The following is a 13,589-nucleotide window of genomic DNA, read 5'->3' as shown; positions in this document are numbered from 1 at the left end:
AGTGCGAGGCCATGCACCCCGCACTCCTATCCCGTCGCGCGCTGCGCACCTCGCTCCTGAGCCTCGCCCTGGTGGGGGCCACCGCCTGCGGTGACCCCAAGCCGCCTGCCCAGCCGGACCCGCCCCAGGTCTCGCTCACCATCCCCGAGCCCAACACGGCGGCCCGCTCGCTGAAGGTCACTGTCACCGTGTCCGGCTGCGACAAGGTGGCGGAGCTGTCCCTCTACGACCGCGACACGTTCCTCAAGACGTTCACCTACTCGGGCCCGGATACGCCGCTGGAGCTGGCCTCCAACGACATCAAGTACACCAGCGGCATCGCGGCCAGCCTGGCCCTCAAGGCGCAGGCCACCTGCTCGGACGGGCGCAAGAACGTCTCGCAGCCCCAGTCCGCGACGTTCTTCCCGGTGGAGCAGCTCATCACCGACCCCAAGGGCGAGCAGGTCGTCACGGACCTGTTCCTCGCCGAGGGCCGGGGCACCAAGGTCAACTTCATCGGCTGCGGCAATCCCGCGACGGGGCAGTCCACGCTCTACCGCGTGGACTCGGCGGGCACCGTCCTCAAGACGGTGGACATGGACATCGTCTGCAACCCGGACACCGTCGTCACGCCGCGCAACGAGGCCTCCGGCAAGCGCTGGGTGTGGACGCCGGGCTCGGGCGCGCTCGCGGTGGACGACAACTTCGTCATCACCGGGCGCACGTCCTCGGGCCTCGACATCGAGGGACTGTCCGTCATGTCCAACGGCGACGCGCTCATCACCGAGGGCGTCACCCGCGTCTCGCGCCTGCAGCACACCGCCTCGAGCGGCAGCTTCACGTGGACGTACGCACCCACCCTCTTCGATAAGACGGCCGCGCTGCCCATCGAGCGCGGCGCCGACGTGCTCTTCGGGGTCTCCCGACAGAAGGGCACCACCGACATCCTCCAGGTCGTCGTCACGCAGCTCAACGGTGCCACGGGCGCCGTCGTCACCGAGCACGCCCTCGCTGAGTACAATGGCAAGCTGGAGAACGTCCCCACCGTGGCCTTCAGTCCCGATGGCGCTGTCGCCTACATCGGCTTCGTGCAGGCCAACAACCAGTCCAAGGTCATGGCCTGCATCACCAGCCAGGACGGCTGCGCGGGCACCAACCAGAAGTGGACCCGTGGAACCCTGCCCGGCACCATCTCGGCCCTCATCCCCTACGCCGCCGGCACGCGACTGGCCGTCATCAGCGCCCAGCGCGTCTGGTTCCTCGACACCGCCAGCGGCACCATCAAGAACAAGGGCGGGCTCTCCGTGGACGCCAGCGGTTCGCTGCGCATCCTCCAGGTCCAGACGAGCCGCTCCACCAGCTCCGAGTTCTACTTGCTGAACGGCCCGGCCCGCAGCGCGACGGGCCCGGCCACCTTGCCGGTGGAGATTGTCGGCGTGGACTCGGCCGAGCTGGGCGAGGTCTTCCGCTACGAGGTGGCCAGCAGCCTCGCCGCCTCGGTGGATGACGACGGCCGCCTGTGGATCCGCGTGGGCAACAAGCTGGTCCAGGCCCTCAAGCTGTCCCAGTACCGCCAGGTCCACCCGTAACGGGTCGGCCCTCAGGCCCGCTCGGCGACGAGGAGCGCTTCCACGTTGCCAGCGGGCCCGGGGACGGGGCAGTCCATCCACCCGCGCACGGCGAGCCCCTGCGTGCCCACGAACGCCGTCATCGCGTCGATGCACTCCTGGCGCGCGACGGCGTCTCGCACTACCCCGCCCTTGCCCACCTTGTCCGGGCCCACCTCGAACTGCGGCTTCACCAGCGCGACGAGCAGGCCACCCGACTCCAGGTAGGGCAGCACCGAGGGCAGCACCTGCGTGAGCGAGATGAAGCTCACGTCGATGACGACGACGCTCACCTTCTCCGGCAGGTCCTCTTCCGTGAGGTAGCGCGCGTTGACGCGCTCGCGCGAGCGCACCCGAGGGTCCTTGCGCAGCTTCTCGTGAAGCTGGCCATAGCCCACGTCGATGGCGTGCACGCGCACGACACCGTGTTGAAGCAGGCAGTCCGTGAAGCCGCCCGTGCTCGCGCCGATGTCCGCGCCCACGCGCCCCGTGACGTCAAGCTGGAACTGCTCCAGCGCGGCCTTCAGCTTCAGCCCGCCTCGGGACACATAGGGCATCACTTCGCCCTTGAGGCGCAGCTCGGCGCTGACGGACACCTGCGCTCCGGGCTTGTCCACGCGCTGGTCATCCACCACCACCTGCCCGGCCAGGATGAGGGCATGCGCCTTGGTGCGCGACTCGGCCAGCCCGCGCTCCACCACCAGGACGTCCAGGCGCTCCTTCTTCGACTTCATCGAAGGACCTCTCCGCGCAGCAGGGCCTGGCCCGCGCGCCGCAGCCCCGCGGCATCCAACCCCAGCTCCGCTCGCTGAACGCGTGCGTCACCGTGGGGAATGAACTGGTCCGGCAGGCCCACCAGGCGCACGCGCGGCGTCACGCCCGCCGCCGCGTACAGCTCCAGCACCGCGCTGCCCAGACCTCCGCGCACCGTGCCTTCCTCGGCCACCACCACGTGGCCTCCCGCGGCGGCTTCGAGCAGCGCGGCCTCATCGAGCGGCCACGCGCACCGCGCATCCAGCACGCTCCACGTGGGCTCCTCGCGCGCCGCCTCCAATGCCGCGAGCCCCAGAGGCCCCAGCGTCACCAGCGTCAGGCGCGAGTCCGGAACGCGGCGCAGCCACCGCGCGCCCGTCGGCGCAGTCGGCTCGGCGCTCAACTCCGGCGGCAGGGGCACCAACGTGCCGCGCGGGAAGCGCAGCACCGCGGGGACTCCGCCGTCGAGCGCGGACTGGAGCATGGGCCCCAGGTCCTCTCCCACCACGGGCGCCCACTGCCGCAGGCCCGGAATGGGGCGCAGGAAGGCCACGTCGTAGGCCCCCTGATGCGTGGCCCCGTCCGCGCCCACCAACCCCGCGCGGTCCACCGCGAAGACGACCGGCAGCCCGGGGAGACACACGTCGTGGATGATCTGATCGTACGCGCGCTGGAGGAACGTCGAGTAGATGGCGCACACGGGCCGAGCGCCCGCCGCCGCCAGCCCCGCGCAGAACGTGACGGCGTGCTGCTCGGCGATGCCCACGTCGTGGACCCGGTCCGGAAAGCGCCGCTTGAGCCCCGTGAGCGCCGAGCCCTCCAGCATGGCCGGCGTCACCGCCACCACCCGAGGATCCTTCGCCATCGCGTCCTCGAGCGCCGCGGCGAAGGCCTCACTGAACGTGCGGTGGCCTCCACGCGAGCGCACGAGCTTGCCGTCGCGCCACTCATATGGGCCCATGGCGTGGCCGCGCGTCTGCTCATCCGCCTCGGCGGGAGGAAAGCCGCGCCCCTTGCGCGTCATGGCGTGCACCACCACGGGGCGGGACGCGGACCGAGCCTCACGCAAGGCCGGCACGAGCGCGCTCAGGTCATGACCATCCACGGGCCCCAGGTACGTGAAGCCGAGCGCCTCGAAGAAGGCCCGCGCGTTGCGGGTGCGCAGCAGCGCGGGCACCGCGCCCACGTTGGCGCTGATGGACATCTGGTTGTCGTTCACCACGACGACGAGCGGCAGGTGGCTGCCCCCCGCGTTGTTGAGCCCCTCGAAGGACAGGCCACCCGTGAGCGCGCCATCGCCCACCACCGCCACGACGTGGCCTCGATGGCCCAGCTGCCGGCGCCCTTCCAACAACCCCAGCGCCGCGGACACCGCCGTGCACGCGTGTCCCGCGAGCAACGCGTCGTGCGGGCTCTCGCGCGGATCCAGGAACGGGCCGATGCCCCCTTCCTGCCGCAGCGTGTGCATTCGCTCGGCGCGCCCGGTGAGCAGCTTGTGCGCGTAGGCCTGATGGCCCACGTCGAAAAGGAGCGCGTCCGAGGGCGAATGGAACACGCGGTGCAGCGCGACGATGAGCTCCACCGCGCCCAGCGACGCGCCCAGGTGTCCACCCACCCGGCCGCAAATGGTGATGATGGCCTCGCGCAGCTCCTCGCACAGCCGAGGCAGCTCCGCCTCGGGCAGCGCGCGCACGTCCGAGGGAGAGGCGACCCGCGCCAGCACCCCCGCCATCAGGACGACCGCTCCACCGTGAAGCGAGCCAGCGCCGCCAGCGGCCCGTCCTCGCCCTCCAGGAAGCGCACCGCCTCCACCGCCTCGTCCACCTTCTCGCGCGCCATGCGCCGCGAGGCCTCCAGCCCCAGCACGGCAGGGAACGTGAAGCGCCCGGCCTCGGCGTCCGCGCCCACCGGCTTGCCCATGACCTCCGCGCTGCTCGTCACGTCGAGCACGTCGTCGGCGATCTGGAACGCCAGCCCCACCGCCGAGCCGTAGATGTCCGCGCGCGCCAACGCCTGCGCATCACCGCCGCCCGCCAGCACGCCCATGCGGCACGAGGCCCGGATGAGCGCGCCCGTCTTCAGCCGATGCAGCCGCAGCAGGTAGTCCAGCTCCGCGGGCCGGTCCTCGGCGATGTCCAGCACCTGTCCGCCCACCATGCCCGCCGCTCCGGCCGCCTGCGCCAGCTCGGCACACAGCGCGGCCCGCATGGGCTCGGTCCCCGAGGCCACCAGGGTGAACGCCTCGGTGAGCAGCGCGTCGCCCGCCAGGATGGCCATGGCCTCTCCGTACACCTTGTGGCTCGTGGGACGGCCCCGGCGCAGGTCATCGTCGTCCATGGCCGGCAGGTCGTCATGGATGAGCGAGTACGTGTGCACGTACTCCAGCGCGCACGCCGCATCCTCGGCCGCGGGCGCGGCGACGCTCGCGCGCGCCACGGTGTCCGCGAAGGTGAGGCACAACACCGGCCGCAGACGCTTGCCTCCCGCCATCAGGGAGTAGCGCATGGCCTCCAACAGGCGGGGAGGTGTCCCCGCCGGGCGGAGCCGCTCGGAGCGGTCGTTCAGCAGCGCCTCCACGCGCTCCTGCTGCGCGCGAAGGAACGAATCCAGTGGGAACATGGGCCTCACGGCTCCTCTGCCGACTGGGACGGGATGAGCGCGCGGATGCGGCGCACGAGCGTCTCCAGGTCCAGCGGCTTCACGAAGTAATCCGCGGCACCTGCTTCCATGCCGCGCCGCTTGTCCTCCGGGTCTCCCCGCCCGCTGATGAAGATGATGGGGATGTCCCGGAAGTGTTCGTTCTTCTTCACGGCCCGGCACAGCTCGAAGCCGTCAATCCAGGACATGTTCACGTCCAGGAGGATGGCGTGCGGCCGGTGCAACTGGAGCGAGGCAATCAGCCTCAATCCGTTGGCGGCCGACGTCACGTCGAAGCCCTCTTCCTCGAGGGCCACCGACAGCATGTCGCGCGTGTCCCGGTCGTCGTCGACGATGGTGATTTTCAGCTTCGACATTCCGGCGTCCACCCGCTCCACCTAGAACGGAACATCGTCCTCGGGAGGGGGCTTCGCCGCGGGAGCCCGAGGGGCCACCGCCGAGGCCGCGCGCGACGCGACCGCCAGCGGCGCCGCCACGTCCTTGCCGTCCTCGTCCACCAGGAGTTGCTCGATGCGCTGCTCGGCCTCGGTGAGCAGCTTCTCGCCGCGGCGCACCAATCGGATGCCCTCCTCGAAGGCCTTCAGCGAGGCCTCCAGGGACAGGTCCCCGCTCTCCAGCCGCGCCACCGTCTCCTCCAGGCGCGCCACCACATCCCCGTATTGCTCCGGCACCGCCGCCTCCGCGGATGCATCCACCTTCGGTGCCTTGTCCGACTTCGCCACGGCCATCCACCTCCCCTGTGGGGCGCGGGAATCTAGAGGGTGCCCCGCTAGCAGTCCACCGGCCCTTTCACGGCCGTGACCGTGGCTTCGATTTCCTCACAGCCACCCAACGTTTGCGCCCCGTTGTTGGCCAGTTTGATACCCAGCGTCTCCCCCACCTGCACGTCGGAGACGGCGCGCACCACCGCACCATCGCGCTGCCGGAAGGCCACCGCGTACCCGCGCGACATCACCTTCAGCGGGCTCATCGCATCCAGTCGCCCGCTCAGCGTCTCGAAACGCCTCCGCGCCTCGGAGAGCGATTGACGCGGGAGCGCGACCAGGCGGGCATGCTGGGCCGCAAGCCGCATCCGCTCGCGAGCCACCTGCGCGGTGGGTGACGCTCGCTCCAGCCCCAGCCGAGCATCCGCCAAGGCCCCGCGCCGCTGGGCCACCCCCGCGCGCGCCGCCTCGGCCAGCCGGCGGGACAGCTTGTGCAGATGGGCGCGCTGCTCGCTCAGGCGAGCCTGAGGCCGGGCGCGCTGGAGCCGCTCGTGCAGGGCGCGCAGGCGCTCGCGGTGCTCTCGCACGGAGGGGCGCAGCACGCGCATCATCGACTCCACCTGCTCGGACAAGTGGAGGCGCTGCTGGTTGATGGCGCGGCGGGGATCCGCCAGCCGTGCCCCGAGCGAGCCCTGTCGCTCACGAAGCTCCAGGACGCGGCGCTCCATGGCCCGCCGCAGCCGGCCCGCCTGCGTGGCGAGGCTCAGCTCCAGGTCCGCGAGCACCGGGGACAGCCGCTCGGCCGCCGCGCTGGGCGTGGGTGCGCGCCAGTCCGCCACGAAGTCGGAGATGGTGAAGTCAATCTCGTGGCCAATGGCCGAGACCACGGGGACCCGCGAGGCGAAGATGGCCCGAGCCACCCGCTCCTCGTTGAACGTCCAGAGGTCCTCCACCGAGCCTCCGCCGCGCGTCACCACGATGACGTCCACGTCGGTGCGGCCCAGCCGCTCGATGGCGCGAGCCACCTCCTCCGCCGAGCCCTCGCCCTGCACCCGAGCGTCCGCGAGCAGCACGCCCATGCGCGGGTTGCGCGAGTGCAGCACGCGCAGGAAGTCCTGGAGCGCGGCGCCCGTGCGGCTCGTCACCACGCCCACGCGCCGGGGCAGGAACGGAAGCGGGCGAGGCAGCCGCACGCGCCGGTCGCCAATCAACCCCTCGGCGGCAAGGCGCGCCTTGAGCTGCTCGAAGGCCAGCGCCAGCGCGCCCTCGCCCACCGGCTCCAGCCGATGGACGATGAGGCTGTAGCGGCCCTGCGGCTCGTACAGGTCCACACTGCCCTCGGCCAGCACCTCCATGCCGTCGCGCAGCGCGAAGCGCAGCCGACCCGCCATCGACGCCCAGACCTTGGTGTCGATGGACGCATCGGCGTCCTTGAGCGTGAAGTACCAGTGGCCGCGCGCGTTGGCGCCCCGGAAGCCAGACACCTCGCCGCGCACCAGCACGCGAGGGAAGCGAGACTCCAGCGCATGCTTGAGCTGTCGAGTGAGTTCGCCCACCGACAGCACCACGCGCTCCGCCCGAGGAGACACCGGCACAGGCGCCGCCGTCACCACGGGCACGGCCACGACAGGCGCGGCCACGGACACCGCGGGCGGCGCCTCCTCCGCGCTCGCCACGGGCGTTGGAGTGGGCGCCTTGGCGGCCTTCTTCGAGGCCGCGCGCGGTGCCGGACGCAGCGGAGGCAGGAGCGACGTGCCAAAGAGGTCGCCCTGGTTCGGGTCGACTGGTGGGGGCGACTCGGCGCCCGCGCCCTTGCGCTTCTTCATCGCGACAGCTTCTCGACCCAGCCCTGCGCCTTGGTGTGGAACTCGTCGTCCGCGGGCGTCATCGAGACGACGTCCTTGAACTTGGGCAACGCGTCCTCGGGGCTCGAGTCCTTGATGGAGTAGGCCTGGAGGTACAGGTCGCGGGCCTTCGTCTTCAGGTCGTTGACGATGTTGGACGCGCCCGCGTGTCCCGGGTCCGCCTGGAGCGCCTTGCGCGCGTACTCCATGGCCCGAGCCCACTGCCCCGACGCCTTCGCCGCGCTGGCGCTCTTGTAGAAGATGGTGGCCGCGCGCGTGCCCGCGTTGCGCGCCATCTTGCTGCCCTTGCCGTCGGTGATGTCCTTGTCGAGCGAGAGCAGGCGCGACAGTCCCTTGGCGTCCAGGTCCTCCAGCTTCTTGTAGAGGCCACCGAACTCCGTCATCTGCCCCATCAACCCCTTGCAGCGCGGCTGCCGAGCGGAGCAGGCATTGAGGATGGCCACCGCGCCGGACAGGTCACCATCGCGGAAGCGATCCACCGCGGGCTCCCAGGGCTTGGGTGTGATGACGGGCCCCGTGGGCTTGGGCTCCTTCGCGATGCGGATGGCCACCACGGCTTCATCGTTGATGAGCTTGGCGTCGCGGTGCTCCGGGAAGGCCGCCAGCACGTCGTCCGTGATGGCCTTCGCCTTCTCCATGTTCTCCAGCGCCTTCGAGTCCTGCAGCGCCCGCGCCTCGCGAGCGCGCTTGTCGGCGGCCTCGACCAGCGACTTGCGCGCGGTCTTCACCTGCTCGTAGAGCTGCGTGTCCGAGCCCACCTTCGCCAGCTCGGCCGTGGCCTTGGCCAGCTCCCCCTTCTTCACCGCCTCGGTGACAGCGGTCAGGTGCGTCTGGTTGGGGATCTCCTTGTCGGCGGCCTTCAGGTAGTCCGCCACGCCGGGGTAGTCCGGCGCCTGCGCCTGGAGTTCCTCCAGCTTCGTGCGGGCCTCCTGCCAGCGCCCTTCGCGAACCAGGTTCTTCGCATCCTGGAAGAAGGAGCTGAGTTCCTCACGGCGGCCCTTCTCCGCCATCGCGCGCTGAGCCTCCAGCGACTCCTGCTGGCGCACGCGCATGCGCACCACGCCCAGGCCCGCGAAGAGCACCACCACCACGCCCGCGGCCAAGAGCTTCAGCCGGGTCCGCTTGCGCTGCGCCTCGGGGCTGAGCTGCTCGACGTTGGTTCCACGCGCCTGCGGACGCACCCGGCCCTCGGGACGAGCACCAGGCCGAGGCGGCACGCCCCCCGCGGGACGCCCGCCCGCGGTCGGACGCGGCCGGGAAGGTGCCGGGGGCGCCACCATCGCCGTGGAGTTCGCGGCGTCCTGGAACGACAGCTCCGTGTCGCCCAGGGTGATGGTGTCCCCGTTGGCCAGCAACGTCTCCTCGGAGATGGGCTCGCCGTTGACCATCGTGCCGTTGCCCGAGCCCAGGTCGCTGACCATCCAGCCCGAGCCGTCGTTGCGCACGGAGATGTGCCGGCGCGACACGGACGTGTCGGCGATGCAGATGGGGTTATCCGTGGAGCGACCGATGACGTACTCGGTGCCATCGAGGACGAACTCCTCGCCTTCCTTGGGCCCCGCGGTCACCACGAGGCGAGGAGAGGAGCGAGGGGCCGCCGAGGGACGAGCACCCGACGCGCCGGACGCCGGACGTCTGGCCGCGGGGCGCTGGCCGGTCCCGCCCGAGGGCGTCCCGGATGTGGGCCTGCGGCGCGCAGGAGGGGAGCCGTTCGACATGGGAGTTCACCGCTTCCTACAAAGTGGGCACGGGCTTCACAGCTCGTGCTCGTATGCTTTTTCCAGGGCCAGATTGTGGCAGCGATGGTCGGTGGTAGGGAAGCGCCGCCGCACGTCTTCCAGGGCCGCCTTGGCCTTCTTCCGGTTCCGGTACTGCACGTGGCGCTGGAACTCCAGCATCAGCTGGGCGCACTTTTGATCCAACTCCGACACGATGATGCCCAGCTGGTCGCGGACGTCCTCGTACAGGTCGGGCTTGGTCTCCAGCGCCTCCAACGTCACCCAGGCGAAGCGGTACTGCTGCCACGCCTTGAACAGGTTCTCCGCGCCCACGTCCCGCAGCTCGTAGAACTTCTTGCCCGCCGAGGCGTACTGGCGCGCGCTCGCCAGGAGCTGATCCGGCGGCAGCTCGGGAACGGGGATGACCTCCAGCCGCAGGTTCCACACGCGCCACGTCTCATGGCCCGGTGGGTTGCGGACGTTGTCGAAGAGGATCTGGTTGTGCTGGCCCCGGCGCAGCACGCCCACCGGGAGGAGCTGCTCGATCTCCCGCTCCGCCGTGGCGTTCGTGTCCGCGGGCACCCAGCCCACCTCCACGCCGTTGAGCACCAGGTTCACTTCTTCCTTCGAGATGTCTCGCGCCTGGTAGTGCAGCACCGCCAGCGCGCGCGTGGGGGACACGAAGGTGAAATCGAACGCCTTCTGGTCCACCCGCTCCCACGTGACGTCCTTCCCCAGACCGAAGGAGTCCGCCAGCGCCTCCGCCCCCACCAATGAGGGCTCCGCGCCCCGCCCGATGCCGCCCTCCGAGCGGAACACCACGGCCCAGACGACCACGGCCACGAGCGACAGCAGGCCCAGGCCGGCGACGCTCGCGGCGCCCCATCGGGCCACCCGAGGCATCCCCTCCCACCACAGGCGCACCTGCCCCTGAACCGAGCCCTGCAGCTCCCGGCGGTGGCGCGCGCGCTCCGCGGCGGACAGCGGCTCCTTCGCCCCCGTGGCTCGGACCGGGGCGGGGCTCGGCGCGACCTTGTCGAGCGCGCTGGGGCTCGCACTGGCGCCGCCACTCACCGCGGCGGGCGGATCGGGAATCACGAGCGCGGGCCGGAAGCCGGTGGGCGCCGACTCCAGCGCGGCCAGCTCCGCGGTCCCCTTCCCCGCGGGAGACACATGGGCGCGGAGCAGCTCGCGCCGGATGGGGCGCGTGGCGTCCTCGTCTCCCTCGGGTGGGACCCAGACGAAGGTGAACGACACGGGCCCCACGGTGATGAGGTCGCCGTCGCGAAGCTGCTGCTCCGCCGCCAGCTTCAGTCCGTTGACCAGGGTGCCGTTGGAGCTCCCCAGGTCGCTGGCGAAGTACTGACCTCCCCGCTCCACGAGGTTCGCGTGTCGCCGCGACACCCCGTGGTCGTGCAGGACCAGGTCGTTCTCCGAGGTCCGACCGATCTTCACCTCGGCCGACTCGAAAACGAGCTCCCGCCCCTGCTGGAGCCCCTGGGTAATGGTGAGCCGGATAGGCAGAGGACTACCCCGCGAGCTCGCCGAAGAAGAACTGGAACACGATGGGGCCGAACAGCACCATGAAGACCGTGGGGAAGATGCACGCGATGAGCGGGAAGAGCATCTTCACGGGGGCCTCGCCGGCCAGCTTCTCAGCGCGCTGGGTGCGGTCGATGCGCATCTGGGTCGACTGGATGCGCAGCACCTTGCCCAAGCTGGTGCCCATCTTGTCCGCCTGGATGAGCGCCGTGACGAACGTGGTGAGCGGCGGCAGGTCCACGCGGACGATCATGCTCTTGAGCGCCTCTTCGCGCGTCTTGCCCATCTTGAGCTGCTTGAGGACCAGCTGCAGCTCCTCGCGCAGCGCGCCCGCCTTGCCCTTCTCCACCACCTTCGCGAGCGCGCCCGTGAAGTCCAGACCGGCCTCCACCGACAGCGTCAGCAGGTCCAGGCTGTACGGCAGCGCGCGGCTGATGGCCAGGTGGCGCTTCTTCACCTGATCGTTCAGCCACAAGAGCGGGTAGTAGAGGCCGATCAACATCACCAGCAGCGCCCACGCGAACGTCGCGTTCAAGGCATTGCAGGCGAACAGGCCGAAGATGAGCGCCAGCACGGCGCTGACCTCCTGCATGGCCATGATGTCTTCCGGCTTGTAGCCCTGGGGCTCGCCCGCCTTGATGAGCTTGCGCCGCGCCTTGGCCTCATACGACGGCCACATGAAGCGCCGGTTGATGACGCCCAGCTTGCGGATGGCCACCGAGCCGGCGCCCTTCATGCCGCCGCCCGACTCGTCGCGGACCTCCGACAAGAAGCGCTCGAAGACGTTCTGGTACAGACCGATGCCCAGGAACGCCACCGCCGCCGCGGTGAGAAGCGCCGAGCCGATGATCAGGATGACTGTGAGGATGTCCTGCACGGTGCGCCTCTCAGATGTCGATGTTGACGATGCGCCGGATGATCAAGATCCCGAGGATCTCCATGATGGCGATGATGGTCACCAGCACGTAGCCGAAGATGTGGTTCATCATCGGCTCCATCAGGTCCGGACGCATGTAGTTGAGCACCATGCCCAGCACGCCCGGCATGGCCGCCACAATCCATCCCTGCAACTTGCCCTGGGACGTGAGCGCGTCGATCTTGCCTTCCAGACGGAAGCGCTCGCGAATCACCGCGGAGATGGTCTCGAACATCTCCGCCATGTTGCCGCCCAGTTGGCGCGCGATGTTCGTGGAGACGACGACCAGCTCCAGGTCGTCACTGCCCACGCGGCGCCCCATGTTGATGAGCGACTCCTCCAGCGGCACGCCCAGCTTCACCTCTTTGACGAAGAGGCCGAACTCCTGGGACAGCGGCGGCTGCGCCTCGCGGGCCACGTGCTCGATGGCCTGCGGGAAGGTGAGACCCGCCTTGAACGCGTTGGCCATGGCCTGCAGCGCGTCCACCAACTGGACGTTGAACTTCTTGATGCGGCGCTTGCGGTAGTACTTCACCAGGATCATCGGCAGGAAGAAGCCGAACACCGTCGAGGCCACCGCGAGCACGGGGTTGAAGACGATGTAGCTCAGGATGCCGAGCAAGCACATGCACGCGATGTTGAGGACCAACATCTGCCGTGCGTCGATGAAGAGGAACATGTCGCTCAAGTCGTTCATCGACTTGGCGACGTACCGCTCCTGGTACTGCTCATACGCCTTCGACAGGACGCTGAAGATCACCAGGCTGAAGAAGAAGACCGAGCCGGTGACGAGGAGGAGGACGATTCCTGCAAGCATGCGCGCGGTTCCCTGGGGGACGGGGGCGAGACGTCGCGATCAGCGCGCGGCGCTTACGGCGAACCGGCGGCCGCGGCCTTTTCCGAGGTCCCGCCCTTGATGATCTGGATGATCTCCCGGCGCTTCTGCTCCAGGACGCGGGTGCGCTCGCCGGACAGCAGCGTGCTGATGGTGGCGCGGCCGCGCTCCTCGATCATATCGACGTCGTCCTCGTTGCGCAGCGACAGGGTCAGCTGACCCAGCTCCGTCGCGAGCACCAGGATCTCCGCCTCTTCCGGCAGCACCATCAGCGACACGTTCGCGTAGTCGCGCTGGTTCTCCGGGATGAGGTTCACGTTGGTGGTACCGGTGATCTTTCCGGTCGCCACCACGATGATGTTCTGGAGCAGCGTCACGGCCACGTTCTCCTGGGACTGCGGATCCAGGAACGTGCCGATGATGTCCACGTGGTCGTTGGGGCGAATCCAGCCACCCACGGCCGTGGTCGGCTTGGCCTCGATGGTGATGGCGCGGGCCTTCTTCTGCACCTTGGTGGAGAGGCGCTCGGCCGCCTTCGTCGTCTCGAACTGGCTCCAGAGGATGGGGTCGCCGGCCTGCAGCGCCACCAGCACCTTCTGGTTCACGATGTAGCCAGCGGAGTCCGGCTTCACCACGGACGACGTGACGAACTGCTCGGGCACCGAGCGCTGCGAGATCATCTCGTAGTTGATGACCGTGCCTTCGGGCATGTCCTGGGCCGCCACGACGACCGGCACGAGGTTCCAGCCACGACGAACGTCGGCTTCCTTCTTCTTGATGGCCGAATAGGCCACGACGCCCGCGAGCAGTCCGAGCACGAGCGCGACGATGAGGGGAGTCTTACCCTTCAGCATGGTTCAGGAACCTCCAGAACGGGGGGGCGCCGTCATGGCGGCGAGTCTTTCCAAGGGGGTACGGCGCCCAGCGGCAAACGGCGGCGGATGTTAGCCGTGTGATAGAGCAGGTGTCAAAACCACCTCTCGCGACAGAGCAGTTTCCCGCGCCATCCCCT

General features: G+C 69.7%; 12 protein-coding genes. 1 reads left to right on the top strand and 11 read right to left on the bottom strand.

Annotated features, from left to right (window positions below):
* Window positions 1-11: 11 nt before the first annotated feature.
* A complete protein-coding gene (locus JGU66_24905) occupies window positions 12-1,568 on the top strand; it encodes a hypothetical protein (protein MBJ6764026.1) in 1,557 nt (518 codons plus the stop codon).
* A gap of 11 nt (window positions 1,569-1,579) precedes the next feature.
* Here the strand turns inward: JGU66_24905 and JGU66_24900 are convergent, their stop codons facing one another.
* The 11 genes from JGU66_24900 to cpaB are packed head-to-tail and all read right to left on the bottom strand — an operon-like array spanning window position 1,580 to window position 13,431.
* The gene (locus JGU66_24900; protein ID MBJ6764025.1) at window positions 1,580-2,320 is read right to left on the bottom strand and encodes a TlyA family RNA methyltransferase; all 741 of its coding nucleotides are present in this window, start codon (window positions 2,318-2,320) and stop codon (window positions 1,580-1,582) included.
* On the bottom strand, window positions 2,317-4,071 hold the full coding sequence (locus tag JGU66_24895; GenBank protein MBJ6764024.1) for a 1-deoxy-D-xylulose-5-phosphate synthase: 1,755 nt from the start codon (window positions 4,069-4,071) through the stop codon (window positions 2,317-2,319). Before JGU66_24895 ends, JGU66_24900 begins: the two co-directional genes overlap by 4 nt.
* A complete protein-coding gene (locus tag JGU66_24890; GenBank protein MBJ6764023.1) occupies window positions 4,071-4,958 on the bottom strand; it encodes a polyprenyl synthetase family protein in 888 nt (295 codons plus the stop codon). Before JGU66_24890 ends, JGU66_24895 begins: the two co-directional genes overlap by 1 nt.
* 5 nt (window positions 4,959-4,963) lie before the next feature.
* Window positions 4,964-5,353, bottom strand: coding sequence for a response regulator (locus JGU66_24885; GenBank protein MBJ6764022.1), 390 nt, complete (start codon window positions 5,351-5,353; stop codon window positions 4,964-4,966).
* Between the two features lie 21 nt (window positions 5,354-5,374).
* Complete coding sequence (xseB, locus tag JGU66_24880) at window positions 5,375-5,725, bottom strand: exodeoxyribonuclease VII small subunit (GenBank protein ID MBJ6764021.1); 351 nt, start codon at window positions 5,723-5,725, stop codon at window positions 5,375-5,377.
* 41 nt (window positions 5,726-5,766) lie between these two features.
* On the bottom strand, window positions 5,767-7,527 hold the full coding sequence (gene xseA / locus JGU66_24875; GenBank protein MBJ6764020.1) for an exodeoxyribonuclease VII large subunit: 1,761 nt from the start codon (window positions 7,525-7,527) through the stop codon (window positions 5,767-5,769).
* A complete protein-coding gene (locus JGU66_24870) occupies window positions 7,524-9,284 on the bottom strand; it encodes an FHA domain-containing protein (GenBank protein ID MBJ6764019.1) in 1,761 nt (586 codons plus the stop codon). The genes xseA and JGU66_24870 overlap by 4 nt, the downstream gene beginning before the upstream one ends.
* A gap of 36 nt (window positions 9,285-9,320) precedes the next feature.
* The gene (locus JGU66_24865) at window positions 9,321-10,808 is read right to left on the bottom strand and encodes an FHA domain-containing protein (GenBank protein ID MBJ6764018.1); all 1,488 of its coding nucleotides are present in this window, start codon (window positions 10,806-10,808) and stop codon (window positions 9,321-9,323) included.
* A gap of 4 nt (window positions 10,809-10,812) precedes the next feature.
* Window positions 10,813-11,703 carry a type II secretion system F family protein gene (locus tag JGU66_24860; GenBank protein ID MBJ6764017.1) on the bottom strand — a complete coding sequence of 297 codons (891 nt, stop codon included), beginning with the start codon at window positions 11,701-11,703 and terminating at the stop codon, window positions 10,813-10,815.
* A 10-nt stretch (window positions 11,704-11,713) separates the two neighbouring features.
* A complete protein-coding gene (locus tag JGU66_24855; GenBank protein MBJ6764016.1) occupies window positions 11,714-12,559 on the bottom strand; it encodes a type II secretion system F family protein in 846 nt (281 codons plus the stop codon).
* A gap of 53 nt (window positions 12,560-12,612) precedes the next feature.
* Entirely contained in the window at window positions 12,613-13,431 is an 819-nt protein-coding gene (gene cpaB, locus JGU66_24850; GenBank protein MBJ6764015.1) for a Flp pilus assembly protein CpaB, read from the bottom strand.
* Window positions 13,432-13,589 lie beyond the last annotated feature (158 nt).

This window comes from Myxococcaceae bacterium JPH2, assembly GCA_016458225.1.
GTDB lineage: Bacteria > Myxococcota > Myxococcia > Myxococcales > Myxococcaceae > Citreicoccus.
This window is presented reverse-complemented; position numbering and strand designations above follow the sequence as displayed.